The following is a 17214-nucleotide window of genomic DNA, read 5'->3' as shown; positions in this document are numbered from 1 at the left end:
TCATGGCGTCGGGCTCGCGCAGATTTCCGAGAGCATGCGCAGGCGCCGCTTGGGTTCGCTGACAAACGGATTGCGCTGATCCCAGGCGTAGCCGGCCAGGATCGAGCTGATCATGCGGCGGATGTCGTCCGAGCCTTCGGTGTAGAAAATCACGTCCTGGAAGGTGCCGGCGTACCAGCCCTCGACATAGCAGCGGAAGGTGTCGACGCCGCGCTTGAGCGGCACGGCAAACTCGCTTTGCCAATCCACGGGTTCACCTTGCAACTGACGGTGGAGCACGTCGGCGGCCATGCTCGCCGAGCGCATGGCAATGGTCACGCCGGAGGAGAACACCGGGTCGAGGAATTCCGCAGCGTTGCCCAGCAGGGCGAAGCCTTGGCCGTGCAGGGTCTTGACGTTGGCCGAGTAGCCGCCGATGGTCCGCGCCGGGGTGTCCCACACGGCGTTCTGCAGCACGCCGGCCAGGCTTGGGGTTTCATCGATGAAACCGCGCAGGCAGGCATCGAGGTCGTCGGTGCGGCCGGCGAAATGTTCCGCCGCTGCAACCACACCCACCGAGCAGCGCCCGTCGCTGAATGGAATGGTCCAGAACCACACGTCGCGTTTGCTCGGGTGGGTGGTGATGAGGATCTTGTCCCGATCAAAAGCCGGGGCGTCGATGCGATCTTCGATATGCGTGAACACCGCCTGGCGCACCGGGAAGTTCGACGGCGCCTCAAGGTCCAGCAGACGCGGCAGGACTCGGCCATAGCCGCTGGCATCGAGCACGAAATCGGCTTCGACGCAGTACTCGCTGCCGTCTTCGCGCTGCACGCCCAGTTGTGGTTTGGCGAGGCTGAAATCGGCGCTGGTGATTGCTTGGCCGTAGCGGATCTCCACGCCTTGCAGGGCGGCCTGGTCGGCCAGCAACTTGTCGAAATCGGCGCGTTGCACCTGGAAGGTCGTGGGCTTGCCGTTGCTGAAGGTGTCGCCGAAATCGAAGGCACTGTAGCGCTCGCCCCAGGCAAACGCGGCGCCGTTCTTGCGCTGGAACCCGGCGGCATTCACCGCGTCGAGCATGCCGGCTTCTTCGACGAAATCCAGGCAATGGGACAACAGGCTCTCACCGATGGAGAACCGGGGGAAATGCTGGCGCTCGATGACCAGCACATCGTGGCCCTTGCGCTTGAGCAGCGCGGCGGCGATGGCGCCGGAAGGGCCTGCGCCGATGATGACGACCTGTCGACGTTCCGTTTCAACTGTTGGCACGGGAGCTCCTGGCCGGGACGGCAAGCGAGGGGATACGGTGGAAACCGGCCACGGCCGGCAGCAATGTGGCGATCAGCCCCATCAGCATCAGCGTGAAATACAACGCCGGGCTGATGAGTTGTTGTTGCAAGAGCAGGTTGAGGAAGACGATTTCACTCAAGCCGCGAATGTTCAGCAGGATACTTTCGCGCCAGCGACTGGCGCCGGCGAATGATGCTGTGGCCCAACCCAGGCCCAGCCAGTTGCCCAGCAGTTTGCTGGCAATGGGCAACAGCAGCAACGCGGTCAATTGCACCCCGTCGAGGCTGCTCATGGCGCTGTGGACGTCGATCTGCACAATGCCGAACGTGAGGATCAGCGGGATCGCCAGGTATGTCTGCAAACCCTGCATCCAGGCGATATTGAGCGGCAGCCTCAAGGGCACTTTGAGCGCGGCCATGCACAGCAGATAGCCGATGCCGACGATCAGGGCATTGAGCCGGTAGTGCTCGGCCACCACCAGCAAGGCAAAAAACACGCCGCTGTACAGCAACGGCTGGCGCAGGCCAACCAGGCGCAACAGCAGCGGCACACAGGCGCCGGCCAACGGCAACAGCAGGCTGCCCAGGTGAAGACTGCCCTGGGCCAGGCCGAACAGGCTCCAGCAGGCCAGGTCGATCAGGATCGCCGTTTGCACCAGTCGCCGTGTGGCGGCGGGTGGGTAATCGATGTGATGCAGGTACAGGTACAGCACCGGGATCGCCGTGATCGCAAACAGCAGTCCCACCGCCAGGGAGCTGATCCAGGGCTGGGGCGGCAGCAGCCAGAACGCTGTCGCCAGACCGCAGGCGAACGGAACGACGAAGCTTGGCAGGGCGATTTTCACGCTCTGGCGGTCCAGGCGCAGGTCGATCACGTCGCTGAGGATGTGCCCCAGCAACAGCGCGAACGCGAGGCTGTAAAGGTTCTTCAGCCACACCGGCGACACCAGTTGCGCGCCGCTGAGCTGCCAGCCCGGCTCGATCCAGAAATACATCAGCAGCGGCAGGCCGAACGTCGCCAGCAACAACTGGCTGACAATCGGGATCAACCCGAAGCGACGGCCTATGTGGGTCGCGACTGCGAATAGCCCCAGGGCCATGAGCCAGAACAGTAGGATCATCATGGGGCGGGCTCCGCGATCGCTGCCGCGTGGGCCTGATGTCCGACCCACGGCGCCAGCATGAAGCTGAAGGCCAGCCCCAGGCTTACTGCCAGGCCGAAGTTGCTCACCGCCGGGGTGCTGGACAGCGCCAGCAGGCCGAACGACAGCCAGGTGGTGACCGCCGCCAGCAACGTGCCCAGCAGGCTCACGGCGGCACCGCCGATCTGCTCGCGCATCAGGATCGCGTAATCGACACCGATGGCCGTCACCAGCAACAGGCCGAACAGGCTGAACAAGGTCAGTGGCTGCCCCAGCCAGCCGAGGCTCGCCAGGCTGCACAGCGCGGCCAGCAATGGCAGGGCGACGATGCGCAAGGCCGCGCCGACACCGAACGGCCAGATCAGCACCAGCACAATCAACACGCAGGAGGCCAGTTTCAATTCGGCGGCGCTGACCTGCGTGGCAGCGAAGACTCGGTTCAGGTCGCCCAGGCGATCCACCAGTTGTACGCCCGGCAAATCCACCGCCTGCACCCGCAGCAATGCGGCATCGTTCAAGCCTTGGAGGCTGATCATGGCGGCCACGCCTTGCCCTGTCGGTCCGAGCCAGAGTGTGCGATAGGGCTCGGCCAGGGGCCCGGTCAACGCGGCATCGATGTCTTCCACCGGCAAGGCTTGCAGTTGCGCCATCTCCGCTTGCAGCGCGGCGACCGGCACGCCCAGGTCCAGCAGCGGTTGCCAGAAGGCTGGCAAGCGGGCCAGGGCCTCACGCACGTTCTGCTGTTCGGCGGGGGGGCTGACCAGTTGGTTCAGCGACAGGTAGCCCTGGAGTTTTTCCAGGCCGATCAACTGATCCAGCCGCTCGTTGAGGGCGGTCTGGCGCTCCAGCAGTTGGGACTGATCGTCGGCGCGGATCAGGAAGAACTGGCTGGTGGGCTGGAAACCGGTGATGCGCGCGATGTCGCGGGCTTCGTCGGTGAGGTGCTGGGGCGTGCCGATCCACTGGCGAATGTCGTTTTTGGTGGTCAGGTGCCAGAGGCCGCCTGCGCAAAAGCTCAGCAGCAACACCAGCAGCACTGGCGTGGGCACCCGCGCCAACAGCGCTTGGCGGGCCTGGAGCAGGCATTCGCACAGCCGCAGCGGCCACTGGGCCGGACGCAAGTCGGCCCCCTTGAGCAGTGCCGGCAGCAGGCAGACGGCGCTCAGGTAGGCGCCCACCAGCCCGGCGGCGGAAAAGATCGCGATCTGGGTCAGGGCCGGGAAGGGCGTCCAGGCCAGGGCCAGGTAGCCGATGCAGGTGGTCACCAGGCTCAGGCTCAGCCCCGGCAGGGTCAGGCGCAAGGCCGGCCAGCTGCGCCATGGCTTCAGGCTCCAGCTCTTGGACAGGTAGTGCAACGGGTAATCCACGGCCACGCCAATCAGGCTGGAACCCAGGACGAGGGTCATGACATGCATGCGGCCAAACAAGGCCACGCACGCCACCGCGCCGAACAGAATGCCCACCAGCACCGGCACGAACGCCAGCCACACGCGCAGGCGCCGGAAGGCCAGTAACAGCAGCAGCAAGATGCCGACCGTCGCGCCACCGCCGACCCAGGTGATTTCCCGCGACGCCTGTTGCTGGCCGCTGGCGGCGTACAGCAGGCCGCTGGCCGCCAGCAGTTGCCCTTGGGCCTGGGACGCCTGGTCGCGGCTGCGTTGCAGCAGCTCGGCCACTTGCAGCGGCAGGTTCATGTCGAAGGCGTTGCCCTGGGCGCGGGCCCGCAGCATCACCCAGCTTTTACCGTCGGCATCGGCGACCAACGCTCCGCTGCCGATGTCGAATTTTATCGCGCCGCGTTGTGGCTGGCTGTTCTGGATGCGCCCGGTCAGGCCCAGCCAGTCGTCCTGGTTCGGCACCAGGCTGAAGCCGCTGAATGGGTCGAACAGGGCCTGCACCCGCTGTTGGATGAACGCCTCGGGCTGCTCGATCAATTGCTGCCGGTCCGCCGCCGAGAGCATCGCCAGCCGCCCGTCGAGCAATTGCCTGCGCAGCGCCGGCAAGTCGGCCTGCAACGTCCACTGCACCTTGTCGAACAGGCCGCTGGCCTGCCATTGCTCGCCGAGGGTCTGCGCCAGGGCGATGGCTTGCTGGCGATCGGTGTGACCGACCAGCACCAGCACCTCGCGATTGAGCGGCTCCTGCATGCGTTGTTCGGCGATCAGCTCCAGGGCATCGGGTGACGTACCCGGCACCAGCTCCATGAGATTGGCCGACAGCGGCGCGCCGTTACGCCATTGCCAACCGGCGAGCGCGAGCACCGCCAGCAGCAGGATCAGGAACAGCCGGGGCAGCATCCGTTCACTCGGCAAAATCATGTTGCTCCGCTTCGCTCAACGGTTGCGCAGGGGTAGCGTCCTGCATGCGCAGCACGGTGCTGTCGCCCTGGGTTTCCAGCAGTTCGATGCGCTGTACCAGTTCGCCGCCGTCAATGTTGATCTGGTTGAAAACCTGTTTGAGCAGCACCGAGCGCGGGGTCAGGGTGAGCTTCCATTGTTGCGGCTCGCCCGACAGGCTCAGTTCGAAATCCCGCTGCAGGCCTGTGCTGTCACCCTGCAATACGGCCAGGAACAAGCGGTTCTGCTCGGCGCCGGCGCTCTTGTTCGGCAACATCTGCCAGGTGCTGCCGTCTCGCCGGGCGATGCCCTGGGCGGTGATGCGGTAGTCCTGTTGCAGTGGGGTTTGCAGCAGCCACAGCAGGCCGTGGTTTTTCGCCAGCACGAAGCGGCCCTTGCTGGTGAGGGGCTGGGGCAGGGCGCGCAGGTGTTTTTCCTGGATGAACTGCCCGTGGATCACCTCCGGGCGGGCCAGTTGCTCGCTCAGTTGTTGCAAGTCGAACGCTTGGGCAGCGGGCGCCAGGCAGCACAGCAACAGCCAGATAACCAGGCGCTTCATGGCAGTTTCCTTTCCACGGCTTGAACAAAGACCCGGGGCGAGGCCAGCAGCATTTCGCGACTGGCGAGGTCCACGGCCACTTGCACCGAACTGGCACGGGTCAAGCGGTCGCCGGTGGCTGCGTCGCTGATCAGGTAATTGATCTTCAGCCGGTTTTCCCACTCCACCAGACTGGCACGCACGGTCAGGGCCTGGCCGAACACGGCGCTGCGCACGTAGCGCAATTGCAGGTCGATGATCGGCCACGCATGGCCGGATTCGAGCATGTCGTTGTAGTTGTGGCCGATCAGGTCGAGCAAGGCACAGCGGGCCACTTCCAGGTATTTGACGTAGTGGCCGTGCCAGACCACGTTCATCGAATCGACATCGAAGAACGGCACCACGATGTGTGTGTCAACGTGCAAAACGCCTTGGTTACGCATGCAGCCTCCAGTGTTGCTCGGCGATGCGTTGCAGGCACAGGCGCAGCTCGCCTTCCAGGGCGCGGTCTTCGATCACCGGAGGGAAATCCTCGGCCAGTTGCTGGTGCATGGCGGCCAGGGCCGGCGGCAGTGGGCGCGCGTCTTCGGCACGGCTGCGCAGCCAGACGCCCTGGTTGGCGGCCAGCAAGGTGGCGGCGGCGACTTGTTCGGTCAGCTCCAGCACGCGGATCGCGTCCCGGGCGGCGATGGTGCCCATGCTTACCTTGTCCTGGTTGTGGCACTCGGTGGAGCGCGAGAACACGCTGGCCGGCATGGTGTTTTTCAGGGCTTCGGCGGTCCAGGCACTGGTGCCGATCTGCACGGCCTTGAAGCCATGGTTGAGCATCGCCCGCTCGGCGCTGGCGCCGGACAGGTTGCTGGGCAGGCCATGGTTGTAGCGCTCGTCCACCAGCAGTGCGAGCTGGCGATCGAGCAGGTCGGCGACGTTGGCCACCAGGTTCTTCAGGCTGTCCATGGCGAAGGCGATATGCCCGCCGTAGAAGTGCCCGCCGTGCAGCACGCGCTCGGCTTCGGCGTCGATGATCGGGTTGTCGTTGGCGCTGTTGAGTTCGGTTTCGATGAACGCGCGCAGCCAGCCCAGGCTGTCGGCCAATACCCCAAGCACATGGGGCGCGCAGCGCAGGGAATAGCGATCCTGCAGGCGATGCAGCGGCGCGGTGGGGGCGTCGATCGCCAGGTCCTTGCGCAGCCACGCGGCGACTTGCATCTGCCCCGGGTGTGGCTTGGCGGCGAACAGGCGTTCGTCGAAGTGTTCCGGGTTGCCTTGCAGGGCGACGACGTTCAGCGCGGTGATGCGGGTCGCCAGTTGCAGCAGGTAGTCGGCGCGGGCGAAGGCCAGGCAGGCCAGGCCGGTCATCACGGCGGTGCCGTTCATCAGCGCCAGGGCTTCCTTGGGCCGCAGCACCAATGGGGTCCAGCCCAGTTCACGGTGCACATCAGCGGCCAATCGTTGTTCGCCACGGAACATCACTTCCCGTTCGCCGGACAGCGTGGCGGCGACGTAGGACAGCGGCGTCAGGTCGCCGCTGGCGCCCACCGAGCCTTCTTCCGGAATCAGCGGCAGGATGTCGTGTTCGAGAAAGGCCTGCAGGCGTTCCAGCAGTTCCACCCGCACCCCCGACACACCGTGGCACAGCGACTGCAGACGCGCCGCCAGCACCGCACGGGTGGCCTGGGCGTCGAGCAGCTTGCCCAGGCCGCAGCCGTGGAACGTGTACAGGTGACGCGGCAGGGCCTCGACGTGGTGCAACGGCACGGCCACCACGCAGGAGTCGCCGTAACCGGTGGTCACGCCGTAGATCACGCCTTCCTTGTCCAGCAGGGAATCGAGGAATTGCGCACCCTTGGCGATGCGCTGGCGGAACGCCAGGTCATCCTGCAACTGCGTTGGTGCCTGACGGTTGGCCAGGGCCAGCACATCTTCGATGCGCAAGGGGCGTTCGCCGAAGGTTACCGGCTCAAGAGTGGGCATCGTCATCGGTCTTCCAGAAAGGGTAAAAGTTGAACCACTGTTGGGGCCCCTGGAGGCAGTATTGCGCCAGGCGCTCGGCGTAGCGGCCAGCCCAGTAGGCGATCACTTGCTCGCGGTCGTTGCGTTTCCACACCACGGCATCGGCGAAGGGTTCGAGGGTGACGCGATAGCGTCCCTCGTGCTTGAGGCACATCAGCAGGTTGACCGGGCATTTCAGCAGGCCGGCCAACAGCCAGGGGCCCTGGGGGAATGCGGCCGCAAGCCCCATGAAGTCCACGGTCACGCTGCGCCCGCCGTGCAGCGGTACGCGGTCGCCGGCAATCGCCAGCCACTCGCCGCGCTCCAGGCGCTCGCTCAACTGCAACATGATCACCGGGTTCAGCTCGCTGACCTGGATCAGCCGCAAGTGCGTGGCACCGGCTTCGCCCAGCAAACGGTTGAACTGCTCGGCGTGCTTGGTGTGCACCAGCACGTTCATGGTGACTTTCTCGCCCAGCTCGGCCAGGGCCCGGCACATCTCCAGATTGCCCAGGTGCGCGCCCACCAGCATTTGCCCGCGGGCATCGCGCAGATGATTGCGCAGCAGCGCCGGGTCGACGATTTCGATCTGGTCGATGCTCAGCTTGCCGTTCCAGACGTCGAGCTTGTCCAGCAGGGAGTCGGCAAAGGCCATGAACTGCCCGAACACCCGCCAGCGGGTCGGGCGCAGCTCGGGACGTGCGCTCCAGTCGGCCAGGCGCTGCTGATATTGCCAGGCGGCCTGGCGAGCGCTGCGGCCGAAAATGAAGAAGTACAGGACGATGCCGTACAGCACCGGGGTCAGCAAACGCCGACCGAGCACCTTGGCGGCGAGCGCGGTGAGTTTCATCAGCCAGAAACTGCCGCGCTCCTGGCGGTCGGCCCAATGCTGCTTGTCTTCCTGAACGCTCATGCCCGCCACCGTCGCCAGAGAATCAGGGGGAAACGCACCAGCATGCCGAAGAACAACCGGGTGTGCATGCTGGAAATCAGTACGTTGTCGTGGAACAGGCGAAAGTGCGAGACCCCGTCCTGAGGGTAATGGACCCGCGTGTGCAGCCAGTGCATCGGCTGATTGCGCCAGGCCAGGCGCACGAGGATGTCCGAATCGAAATCCATCCGCTTGCCGATATTGGCCGAGTCGATCAGCGCCAGGGTCGGTGCCAAGGGGTAGACCCGAAAGCCGCACATGGAGTCGCGGATTTGCAGGGACAGGCTGTTGATCCAGACCATCACGTGGGTCAGGTAGCGCGCGTACAGACGACCTTTCGGCACGCTGGCGTCGTAGCGCGGATAACCACAGATCACCGCGTCCGGGTGGGCACGGGATTGCTCGATGAACGTCTTCACGTCGCCAAGATCGTGCTGCCCGTCGGCGTCCACCTGCAAGGCGTGGCTGAAGCCCAGGCGCGCCGCTTCCCGCAAGCCGGTCATCACCGCGCCGCCCTTGCCCTGGTTGACGGCCAGCCTGACCAGGTGAACCCGCTCGCCCTCGGCCAGCCGATCGAGCACGGCGGCACACGCCGGGCTGCTGGCGTCATCCACCAGCACGCAGGGCAGGCCGTTGGCGAGCAACGCCTGGACCACGGCCGAGATGGCGGTTTCGTGGTTGTAGACCGGGATGACGGCGCAGGGGTTATGCATGTTTTCTGCCCTCCACAAATCCATTGTGGCGAGGGAGGTTGCTCCCGCCGTAGGAGCTGCCGGAGGCTGCGATCTTTTGATCTTTCGCTTTGGACTCAATTGCTAGGGACAAGATCGCAGCCTCGTTGCACTCGACAGCTCCTACGCAGCCCAGCGGGAGCAAGCTCCCTCGCCACAGGGGAGTGGTGAGCACATGTGAGTTAATCATCGGCCACCCCCAACACAATCCGTCCACTGGAGCACGCCGCCGTGTCATTGCGGTAGGCAAAGTACAACTTGCAGCGCTCGCGGTCGAAGCGCAGGTGCAGCTGGATTTCATCGCCGGGGCGAACCAGTTGCTGGAATTTCAGCACTTCCATGCCGACGAAGCGGGGCGGCAGGTCCAGCAATTGCCGGCCCAGGCTCAAGGCCCAATCGACCTGCACCACGCCCGGCAGTACCGGCGCGGTGGGGAAGTGGCCGCTGAAGTACGCCAGGTCTGGCGGCACGACCAGTTGCAGGTTCCACTCACCGTCGGTTTCGACGTGTTCCAACACTTCGGGAGCCTTGGGGCGTGGCGCCATCAGCAGCGCCTCGACTTCGGCCTGGGGCAGCTTGCCCTGGGCGTTGAGCGGCAACTGCCGCAGCCAGCGCCAACGCCGCGGCAGGGCGAGGGTTTCGCAATGTTCGCTCAGGTGCCGGCGCAGGCCCTCGGTGACGGCGCGCCGGCCCTGGTTGCGCAAGGCTCGCAGGCCAGCGTCGCTCAGCACCAGCAGCGCGCCGAGGGAGGCGCGATTTTCCTGCACCACCCCCAGCCGCGCTTCGCTGACCCAGTCGTGGGTTACCAGCGCTTGTTCGAGCATCGGCAGGGAGATGCGTTTTTCTTCGAGCTTGACGATACGGTCCAGTCGCCCGAGGAGCTCAAAGCGCCCATCTTCGGCGATTCGTGCCGCGTCGGCGGTGTGTTCCACATGCCCGGCCGGCAGATAGGGCGAGGCGATCAGCAAGGCGCCGTCGCTGTCCTGGCTCAGCTCGACGTCGGCAAAGGGTTGCCACAATCCGTCACCCTGGCGCCAGGCGATGCCGCCGGTTTCCGAACTGCCGAAAATTTCCGTCGGCCATTGCCCCAGGCGCTGCTGCAGGCTTTGCGCAGCCTCGGGGGGCAAGGCGCCGCCAGAGGAGAACACCCGGCGCACGCAGCTCAAGGCCGGCCAATCGAGGTTGTCGCCCATGCGCTTGAGCAGCGCCGGGCTGGCGACCCAGGCGAAGGCCGGTTGCTCACGGCTGGCACGTTGCAGGTCTTCCGGGAAGGCCAATTGCCGACGCACGAACGCACGCCCGGCGCACAGCGGCCACAGCACCCGGAACAGCAGCCCGTAGATGTGTTGTGCGGCAACGCTGCCGATCATGCAGGCCGGGCCCAGGTCGGCGCCCCACAGGTGTTCCAGGGCCAGGACCTCGTTACTCAACTGGCGCAGGGTTTTCTCGATGCGCTTGGGCTCGCCGCTGGAGCCGGAGGTGCACAGGCTCAGCCAGCAGTGATCGAGGTCCAGTTCGGCGGCGTCCATCGGCGCCTGTTGCACGTCGTTGGGATGGGTGTCGCCGGGCTGGTCGGTCAGCCACAGATCCACGTCCGCCGCCCAGCGCTGGCGTGTCTGCGTTTGCAGGTCGGCGGGAAGCAGGACCCGCACCCCGGCGCGCCAGGCACCGAGCAGGGTGATGGCCAGGTCGGCGGCATCTTCCAGGTGCACCGCCACATGCCGCACGCCCCGGGCGTGCAGGCCGGCCGCCAGGCGCAACGCCGCGTCCCGCAGTTGCGAGTGATTCAGCGCCGGATCGACCGCAACGGTGCGTTCCGGCTGAGCCTTGAGCAGCATCTGCTCAAGTGTTATCCAATTCATGGGCGGCCTCTTACCCGTTGTCGTATGAGCCATTCAATGGCAAACAGCAGCCCCATCAATCCGTAGGAAATCAGGCCGGTGTACAACATCCACCAGCTCAGCGGCGCCCAGAGGGTCAGGGCGGCGGCGAGCAAGCCGTTACACAGGAAAAACACACTCCAGGCCACCGTGACCTGACGGGTATACACCACCGCCTTGGCCGGCAGCTGCGGTTCGCGCAGGCGGGCCAGGCGTTCGATCATCGGCGGGCCGTATTTCAGGCTCAGCACGAACAGCCCGAGCATGAACGCGCTGATCAGCACCGGGTACCAGCGCAGCAGGAGCGGGCTGTCGAACAGCGCGAGCAATACACAAAACACGATCGCTGTGGCCGCCATCCAGCGGCTGCCGGCCCCGCCCTTGCCAAGCAACGCCCGGGCTAGCCACAGGCTGCCCAGCAGCAGCCCGAACTGCCACGGGGCGAAGTGCTCCATGCCGAAATACACCGCAAAGGGGTAGAGCAGGCCCGCCAGCAGCAGGCCGAGGCCAATCAGCCGGGTCATGCGGCCGGTTGGACCAGTCGATAAACCGCCTCGACCACGTCATTGACGGTGCGCACCGACTTGAATTCTTCGGCGGCGATTTTCTTGCCGGTCTGGCGCTTGATATGGTCGATCAGGTCGACTGCATCGATGCTGTCGATTTCCAGGTCCTGGTACAGGTTCGATTCCAGCGTCACACGCTCAGGGTCCAGCTCGAAAAGCTCGACCAGAGCATCGCGCAGGGTGTGGAAAATGTCGTCACGAGTTTGCATGATCCGGTCTCAGGGGCGTTTTGCAGTGACGAAGGCCGCAAGGCTTGCCACATTGCTGAAATGGTTACGGGTGTCCTTGGCGTCGGCATCGATCTTGATGCCGTACTCCCTCTGGATCGCCAGGCCGAGCTCCAGGGCATCCACCGAGTCCAGGCCCAGGCCTTCGCCGAACAGGGTCTGGTGGTCGCCGATGTCGTCGATGCCGATGTCTTCCAGGCCGAGGGCGTCGATGATCAGCTGTTTGATGTCACGGTGCAGATCGCTCATCTTCGGCGAGCTCCTTGATGTAATAGTGATGCAGAAAATCGTTGAGCCTGCGCGAAGCCTGGGGAGGCGGGCCGAGCGCGGCGAACGCCTGTGGGTCTATATCGGCCCCGACGCGGAAACTGAAGTGCACGCGGCGCTGGGGGATGCGATACCAGGGTTCAGCCTTGGTCAGGGTCGTGGGGCAGACCTTGATCGTGACGGGTGTGAGGATTTTCGCACCCCGCAGGGCGATGGCCGCCGCCCCCCGATGAAAGGCCGGCACCTGGCCTGGCTGGGTGCGCGTCCCTTCGGGGAAGACGATCAGCGTCTGGCCCTCTTGCAGGGCGTCGCTGGCGGCATCGAGCATGTCCATGCTGCCGTCGTTGCTGATGTATTGGGTCGAACGCAGTGGGCCACGGGTAAAGGGGTTGTCCCAGAGGCTTTGCTTGACCACGCAGTTGGCATCGCGCACCAGCCCGATCAGGAACACCACGTCGATCAGCGACGGGTGGTTGGCAATGATCATCTGCCCGGGGCGCCCGAGCCGTTCGGCGCCATCGATCTGGTAGGTGAGCACGCCGGTGCGGGCCATGAACCGAATAAAGAACCAGAACAACCGCCCGACCGTGCGGCGCGCCCTTTGACGGTGAGCCTGGGCATCGCCGGGCCACCAGGCCAGCAACGGGAATACCAGCAAACGCAGGCACAGCCCGCCCAGCCCGAACAGGGCGAAGCTTGCTGCGGTCGCGACCAGGCGCCAGTAATAGGCGTCGCGATGTTTACCGGTCACCGGTTGCGTTGCCAGGTCCATACACGATTCTTCCAGGCATGTTGGCAGGTGGTTTCGTTGTTCAGCAGGGTACGCAACAGATCCAGGGCATGGGGCCAGTCGCTACCAGACGATTGGCCGGCCTGCGCGCACAGGTCCAGTTGCCAGTCATCGCCCGGGGTCAGCAGCAGGCCCATGGCATAGGGAAACGGCACGTCATCGACCCACGGAGCATAGACTTGCGGAGGTTGTTCTTCGGTGATCACCAGCAGCACCGCAGGCGATCCTTCGTTCAATAGCGCGACGGCCTCCAGCACACCGTGCTCCAACCCGTCGCCGGTCGCGGCCAGGGCGGTCATTTCGCTGGTTTCGCCGCGCATGATCGACCACAGGCCAATCACCGCGTTGTGCACCGACAGGCTGAATTGGGTCGGCGACAATGGCTGATCGGCTGCCAGGTCCTTGAGAATCTCAAACGTGCGCGGGGTTTCACCGTGGCGGGAAATAAAGACCAACGGTAGGTCCGGCCGACCCTCGGCCAACGGCCAGCCAACACTGAAGGCCATCCGCGCCAGGCGACTGAGGCGCCGGCGCTGCATGGCCGGCAGGAACGATACGTCAGGGGCGGCATCGCTGGGCGGCAATACGACCGGCTGTCGGCTCCATGCCTGCCAATCGTCCACGCTTTCGAGCCCAGGGGCCCATGCGCGCCATTGGGCGATATTGAAATTGATCACAAACTTCATCCCACCCCTGCGGGCTTTTATTGTCACGGTTCAGTGGTTTGACCCGCGTCCAACCCTGCATGGCCTTGCGACCCAAGTGGCGCGCATTATCCCGGTGCGGTTGGCTTGTAGCAAATACTGGTTACATTTTGCCCAGCGAAATGTACGAGTTGGTCCGCTCAAGGCCAGACCCGGACCATGGTCGCGATCAGCACGAGCCGGTCTGTCGGTTGTTTCTGTCACGGTCTGGGCGAATTGACGTCCGAATCGTTGGAAAAGCCACTGTTGCTGTAGTCCTTCTACGCAGAAGGTAGCTAAGCAGTGTCGCTGCCTACTACACTCGGGAATCTTTGATACACGGAGGTTTTGACATGCGGCGTGTGGTGTTCAATCAGAAAGGTGGCGTGGGCAAGTCCAGCATCGCCTGCAATCTGGCGGCAGTCAGCGCCAGCGAAGGCTATCGCACGCTGTTGGTGGACCTGGATGCCCAGGCCAACTCCACTCAATACCTGACTGGCTTGACCGGCGATGACATTCCCATGGGCATTGCCGATTTCTTCAAGCAAACCCTGTCGTCCGGGCCGTTCTCGAAAAAGAACAAGGTGGATATCTACGAAACGCCGTTCGACAACCTGCACGTGATCACCGCCACGGCGGAACTGACGGATCTGCAGCCCAAGCTTGAGGCCAAGCACAAGATCAACAAGCTGCGCAAACTGCTTGAAGAGCTGGAGGAGGATTACGACCGGATTTACCTGGATACCCCGCCTGCACTGAATTTCTATGCGGTTTCAGCATTGATCGCCGCCGATCGGGTGCTGATCCCCTTCGACTGCGACAGCTTCTCCCGGCAGGCCCTGTACGGCCTGCTGGCGGAAATCGAAGAGCTCAAGGACGACCATAACGAAGGCCTGGAAGTCGAAGGCATCGTGGTCAACCAGTTCCAGGCCCGGGCCAGCCTGCCGCAACAGATTCTTGACGAGCTGATCGCCGAAGGCCTGCCCGTATTGCCGGTGTACCTGAGCAGTTCGGTGCGTATGCGCGAGTCCCACCAGGCCAGCCTGCCGCTGATCCACCTCGACCCGCGGCACAAGCTGACCCTGCAGTTCATGGAGTTGCATAGCCTGCTGGAAAGCGCCTGAATCTGACCTGTGCAAAACCCATGTGGGAGCAACTGTGTGGGAGCAAGGCTTGCCCGCGATGAAAACGCCGCGGTCTCTTGAGGACCGCAGCGTCTGGATCGCGAGCAAGCTTTGCTCCCACAAAGCCCGCTCCCACAGTTATCTCATGGCTTCAAATCCCCTGGCTGCGCAACCAAGCCATCAACTGCGGCAACGGCAGCGCCCCACTCTGGCGCGCTACTTCCCGGCCGTCCTTGAACAGAATCAGGCTGGGAATCGAGCGAATGCCCAACTGCGCCGACAGTTGCTGGTTGGCCTCGCTGTCGAGCTTGGCCAACCGGCATTTGCCCACCAGCTGTGCGGTGGCTTGTTCGAACACGGGCGCGAAGGACTTGCACGGCCCACACCAATCGGCCCACACATCCACCAGCAACGGCAGGTCACCCTTGATCTGGCTGGCGTAGTCGCCTTGTTTGAGTTCGAACGGTTTGCTCAATAACACCTGGGCCTTGCAGCGCCCGCACTTGGGCTGGTCGCCCAGGCGTTCGGCGGGTATGCGATTGAGCCCGTTGCAATGGGGGCAGGGGATCAGCATCAGGTCAGTCTCCAGAAAATCTTTGGCACAGATTGAACACTATATAGAAACCACCACAAAAACCCCTGTGGGAGCAAGCTTGCTCCCACAGGGGTAAATCGGTGTGGCTGTTATTTGGCGTTGGTCAGCGTGTTGTAGCTGGTCATCAGGTTGCGGTAGTCCGGGATGTGGTTGGAGAACAAGGTCGCCAGCCCTTCCACGTCGTTGCGCCAGTCGCGGTGCAGTTCACAAGCCAGGCCGAACCAGGTCATCAGTTGCGCACCGGAGGATGACATGCGGTCCCAGGCCGATTGACGGGTCAGCTCGTTGAACGTGCCGGACGCATCGGTGACCACGAACACTTCGAAACCTTCGGCCAGGGCCGACAGTGCCGGGAAGGCTACGCAGACTTCAGTGACGACGCCGGCGATGATCAGTTGTTTCTTGCCGGTGGCCTTGATCGCCTTGACGAAATCTTCGTTGTCCCAGGCATTGATCTGGCCAGGACGAGCGATGTACGGCGCATCCGGGAACAGCGTCTTGAGTTCTGGCATCAACGGGCCGTTGGGGCCTGTTTCGAAGCTGGTGGTGAGGATGGTCGGCAGTTGGAAGTACTTTGCCAGGTCAGCCAGGGCCAGCACGTTGTTCTTGAAGCGGTCCGGGTCGATGTCGCGTACCAGGGACAGCAGGCCGGCTTGGTGATCGACCAGCAGAACGGCGGCGTTATCTTTGTCGAGACGGTTGTAGGAAGTGGTCATGGCGTAGCCCTCATTAAGTTTTGGTTGCCGAAGGTTTCGGCGTGGTTAAGGTTTTTAATGGCGGTGTTGCGATTGATCAGTGACTCATCCGATCGAAGCGCCCCGGCTTCAATCCGTGTTGCGTTTCGATGGGTGTAGATTAAAACTGGCACCTTTGATGCGCTAGACTGCAAAAATTCGCCTTAGCGTTCTATTTGGAGAACGATCATCGAAGACCTCAACACGCTTTACTACTTCACCCAGGTGGTCGAGCACCGCGGTTTCGCCGCCGCGGGCCGGGCGCTGGACATGCCAAAGTCAAAGCTCAGCCGGCGTATCGCCCAGTTGGAGGAGCGGCTCGGGGTGCGGTTACTCCATCGCACCAGCCGCCACTGCACGTTGACGGAGATCGGCCAGGCCTATTACCAGCGCTGCCTGGCGATGCGGGTCGAGGCCGAGAGCGCGGCGGAAGTGATCGAGCGCAACCGCTCCGAACCCCAGGGGCTGGTGCGCATCAGTTGCCCGACGGCGCTGCTCAACAGCTGGGTCGGGCCGATGCTGACTCGCTACATGCTCAAGTACCCACGGGTGGAGTTGTTCATCGAGAGCACCAACCGCCGGGTCGACCTGATCCATGAAGGGTTCGATATCGCCTTGCGGGTGCGCTTTCCGCCGCTGGAAAACACCGACATGGTCATGAAAGTGCTGAGCAACAGCACCCAGTGCCTGGTGGGTAGCCCGGCGTTTCTGGAGCGCTTGTCTTCACCGGCTTCCCCGGCGGACCTCAATGGCTTGCCCAGCGTGCACTGGGGCGCGGCGCAGCGGGAATACCAGTGGGAGTTGTTCGGCCCGGACGGCACCCGCGCGCTGATCCGCCATGAACCGCGCATGGTCACCGACGACCTGCTGGCCCTGCGTCACGCCGTGTTGGCCGGCATCGGCGTCGCCCACCTGCCCGCCGTGGTGGTGCGCGAAGACATAGCGGCCGGCCGATTGGTGGAACTGGTGCCGGGCTGGACGCCCAAGTGCGGGATCGTCCATGCGATCTTTGCCTCGCGACGCGGGTTGCTGCCGTCGGTGCGTGCGCTGATTGATTTTCTGGCCGAGGAGTTCAGCCAGAGTGATATGGCGTAGCGTGGAGGCCACTATGCCAGCGTATTTCCCTTGTGTGTGGGCTTGCTTGCGATGCTGGCCTGATAGTTGGTCGGGGTTTTTGACTGAGTACATATCCATTGTTGCGGTAATGGCTGCTTAGGGTTCCGCCCTTACGGCGGCTCACTTTTGAGAAGCCCGGGAGCCGGCCCAGTCAAAAGTAAGCAAAACGCTTCTGCCCCACCACTCGGTGCCTCGCTTAGGCTCGGCATGCCCTCACTCCGGCATTGCTCCGTGGGCCCGCCGCGAAGGGCCATCCATGGCCCAGCGCGGCTATCCCGGCATCCATGCCGGGAT

Annotated in this window: 18 protein-coding genes; 2 read left to right on the top strand and 16 right to left on the bottom strand. The window is 63.9% G+C overall.

Features of this window, described 5'->3' with window-relative positions; translation table 11 throughout:
- The 14 genes from B0E42_RS16395 to B0E42_RS16330 form a co-directional block, all read right to left on the bottom strand.
- The gene (locus B0E42_RS16395) at positions 1-1248 is read right to left on the bottom strand and encodes an NAD(P)/FAD-dependent oxidoreductase (RefSeq protein WP_077506854.1); all 1248 of its coding nucleotides are present in this window, start codon (positions 1246-1248) and stop codon (positions 1-3) included.
- Positions 1235-2392: a sodium:proton antiporter gene (locus B0E42_RS16390; RefSeq protein ID WP_077506853.1), complete on the bottom strand. Its 1158-nt coding sequence runs from the start codon at positions 2390-2392 to the stop codon at positions 1235-1237. Before B0E42_RS16390 ends, B0E42_RS16395 begins: the two co-directional genes overlap by 14 nt.
- The gene (locus B0E42_RS16385) at positions 2389-4728 is read right to left on the bottom strand and encodes an MMPL family transporter (protein ID WP_077506852.1); all 2340 of its coding nucleotides are present in this window, start codon (positions 4726-4728) and stop codon (positions 2389-2391) included. Before B0E42_RS16385 ends, B0E42_RS16390 begins: the two co-directional genes overlap by 4 nt.
- Positions 4712-5305, bottom strand: coding sequence for an outer membrane lipoprotein carrier protein LolA (locus tag B0E42_RS16380; RefSeq protein WP_077506851.1), 594 nt, complete (start codon positions 5303-5305; stop codon positions 4712-4714). The genes B0E42_RS16385 and B0E42_RS16380 overlap by 17 nt, the downstream gene beginning before the upstream one ends.
- Positions 5302-5727 carry a thioesterase family protein gene (locus B0E42_RS16375; RefSeq protein ID WP_018603433.1) on the bottom strand — a complete coding sequence of 142 codons (426 nt, stop codon included), beginning with the start codon at positions 5725-5727 and terminating at the stop codon, positions 5302-5304. Before B0E42_RS16375 ends, B0E42_RS16380 begins: the two co-directional genes overlap by 4 nt.
- On the bottom strand, positions 5720-7264 hold the full coding sequence (hutH, locus tag B0E42_RS16370; protein WP_033062489.1) for a histidine ammonia-lyase: 1545 nt from the start codon (positions 7262-7264) through the stop codon (positions 5720-5722). Before hutH ends, B0E42_RS16375 begins: the two co-directional genes overlap by 8 nt.
- Complete coding sequence (locus B0E42_RS16365) at positions 7245-8189, bottom strand: glycosyl transferase (RefSeq protein WP_053177849.1); 945 nt, start codon at positions 8187-8189, stop codon at positions 7245-7247. The genes hutH and B0E42_RS16365 overlap by 20 nt, the downstream gene beginning before the upstream one ends.
- Complete coding sequence (locus B0E42_RS16360) at positions 8186-8920, bottom strand: glycosyltransferase family 2 protein (protein ID WP_018603427.1); 735 nt, start codon at positions 8918-8920, stop codon at positions 8186-8188. The genes B0E42_RS16365 and B0E42_RS16360 overlap by 4 nt, the downstream gene beginning before the upstream one ends.
- A 200-nt stretch (positions 8921-9120) precedes the next feature.
- Entirely contained in the window at positions 9121-10800 is a 1680-nt protein-coding gene (locus tag B0E42_RS16355; protein WP_033062488.1) for an AMP-binding protein, read from the bottom strand.
- Positions 10797-11342: a hypothetical protein gene (locus tag B0E42_RS16350; protein WP_018603423.1), complete on the bottom strand. Its 546-nt coding sequence runs from the start codon at positions 11340-11342 to the stop codon at positions 10797-10799. The genes B0E42_RS16355 and B0E42_RS16350 overlap by 4 nt, the downstream gene beginning before the upstream one ends.
- Entirely contained in the window at positions 11339-11593 is a 255-nt protein-coding gene (locus tag B0E42_RS16345) for an acyl carrier protein (protein ID WP_003197040.1), read from the bottom strand. Before B0E42_RS16345 ends, B0E42_RS16350 begins: the two co-directional genes overlap by 4 nt.
- Positions 11594-11602: 9 nt before the next feature.
- Positions 11603-11860 carry a phosphopantetheine-binding protein gene (locus tag B0E42_RS16340; protein ID WP_018603399.1) on the bottom strand — a complete coding sequence of 86 codons (258 nt, stop codon included), beginning with the start codon at positions 11858-11860 and terminating at the stop codon, positions 11603-11605.
- Positions 11841-12650, bottom strand: coding sequence for a 1-acyl-sn-glycerol-3-phosphate acyltransferase (locus B0E42_RS16335; protein ID WP_018603396.1), 810 nt, complete (start codon positions 12648-12650; stop codon positions 11841-11843). The genes B0E42_RS16340 and B0E42_RS16335 overlap by 20 nt, the downstream gene beginning before the upstream one ends.
- A complete protein-coding gene (locus B0E42_RS16330; protein WP_033062487.1) occupies positions 12626-13354 on the bottom strand; it encodes a beta-ketoacyl synthase chain length factor in 729 nt (242 codons plus the stop codon). The genes B0E42_RS16335 and B0E42_RS16330 overlap by 25 nt, the downstream gene beginning before the upstream one ends.
- A 350-nt stretch (positions 13355-13704) precedes the next feature.
- Here B0E42_RS16330 and B0E42_RS16325 point away from each other — a divergent pair, with 350 nt between their 5' ends.
- Positions 13705-14475, top strand: coding sequence for a ParA family protein (locus B0E42_RS16325; RefSeq protein WP_003197050.1), 771 nt, complete (start codon positions 13705-13707; stop codon positions 14473-14475).
- Positions 14476-14626: 151 nt separating this feature from the next.
- Here the strand turns inward: B0E42_RS16325 and trxC are convergent, their stop codons facing one another.
- Positions 14627-15049: a thioredoxin TrxC gene (trxC, locus tag B0E42_RS16320; protein ID WP_053177851.1), complete on the bottom strand. Its 423-nt coding sequence runs from the start codon at positions 15047-15049 to the stop codon at positions 14627-14629.
- 110 nt (positions 15050-15159) lie between these two features.
- The gene (gene ycaC / locus B0E42_RS16315) at positions 15160-15786 is read right to left on the bottom strand and encodes an isochorismate family cysteine hydrolase YcaC (RefSeq protein WP_018603387.1); all 627 of its coding nucleotides are present in this window, start codon (positions 15784-15786) and stop codon (positions 15160-15162) included.
- Positions 15787-15993: 207 nt separating this feature from the next.
- Between ycaC and B0E42_RS16310 the strand changes: the two genes are divergently transcribed.
- Positions 15994-16899 carry a LysR family transcriptional regulator gene (locus B0E42_RS16310; protein WP_216598570.1) on the top strand — a complete coding sequence of 302 codons (906 nt, stop codon included), beginning with the start codon at positions 15994-15996 and terminating at the stop codon, positions 16897-16899.
- The last annotated feature ends 315 nt before the right edge of the window (positions 16900-17214 follow it).

This window comes from Pseudomonas sp. A25(2017) (genome assembly GCF_002001065.1).
Taxonomy (GTDB): domain Bacteria; phylum Pseudomonadota; class Gammaproteobacteria; order Pseudomonadales; family Pseudomonadaceae; genus Aquipseudomonas; species Aquipseudomonas kilonensis.
This window is presented reverse-complemented; position numbering and strand designations above follow the sequence as displayed.

Excerpts from the sequence above, each read along its gene's own strand:
- B0E42_RS16325 (WP_003197050.1), top strand. The coding sequence starts at position 13,705 with ATGCGGCGTGTGGTGTTCAATCAGAAAGGTGGCGTGGGCAAGTCCAGC.
- hutH (WP_033062489.1), bottom strand. The coding sequence starts at position 7,264 with ATGACGATGCCCACTCTTGAGCCGGTAACCTTCGGCGAACGCCCCTTG.
- B0E42_RS16360 (WP_018603427.1), bottom strand. The coding sequence starts at position 8,920 with ATGCATAACCCCTGCGCCGTCATCCCGGTCTACAACCACGAAACCGCC.
- B0E42_RS16330 (WP_033062487.1), bottom strand. The coding sequence starts at position 13,354 with ATGAAGTTTGTGATCAATTTCAATATCGCCCAATGGCGCGCATGGGCC.
- trxC (WP_053177851.1), bottom strand. The coding sequence starts at position 15,049 with ATGCTGATCCCCTGCCCCCATTGCAACGGGCTCAATCGCATACCCGCC.
- B0E42_RS16375 (WP_018603433.1), bottom strand. The coding sequence starts at position 5,727 with ATGCGTAACCAAGGCGTTTTGCACGTTGACACACACATCGTGGTGCCG.
- B0E42_RS16355 (WP_033062488.1), bottom strand. The coding sequence starts at position 10,800 with ATGAATTGGATAACACTTGAGCAGATGCTGCTCAAGGCTCAGCCGGAA.
- B0E42_RS16345 (WP_003197040.1), bottom strand. The coding sequence starts at position 11,593 with ATGCAAACTCGTGACGACATTTTCCACACCCTGCGCGATGCTCTGGTC.
- B0E42_RS16350 (WP_018603423.1), bottom strand. The coding sequence starts at position 11,342 with ATGACCCGGCTGATTGGCCTCGGCCTGCTGCTGGCGGGCCTGCTCTAC.
- B0E42_RS16335 (WP_018603396.1), bottom strand. The coding sequence starts at position 12,650 with ATGGACCTGGCAACGCAACCGGTGACCGGTAAACATCGCGACGCCTAT.
- B0E42_RS16385 (WP_077506852.1), bottom strand. The coding sequence starts at position 4,728 with ATGATTTTGCCGAGTGAACGGATGCTGCCCCGGCTGTTCCTGATCCTG.
- B0E42_RS16365 (WP_053177849.1), bottom strand. The coding sequence starts at position 8,189 with ATGAGCGTTCAGGAAGACAAGCAGCATTGGGCCGACCGCCAGGAGCGC.
- B0E42_RS16340 (WP_018603399.1), bottom strand. The coding sequence starts at position 11,860 with ATGAGCGATCTGCACCGTGACATCAAACAGCTGATCATCGACGCCCTC.
- B0E42_RS16390 (WP_077506853.1), bottom strand. The coding sequence starts at position 2,392 with ATGATGATCCTACTGTTCTGGCTCATGGCCCTGGGGCTATTCGCAGTC.
- B0E42_RS16380 (WP_077506851.1), bottom strand. The coding sequence starts at position 5,305 with ATGAAGCGCCTGGTTATCTGGCTGTTGCTGTGCTGCCTGGCGCCCGCT.
- ycaC (WP_018603387.1), bottom strand. The coding sequence starts at position 15,786 with ATGACCACTTCCTACAACCGTCTCGACAAAGATAACGCCGCCGTTCTG.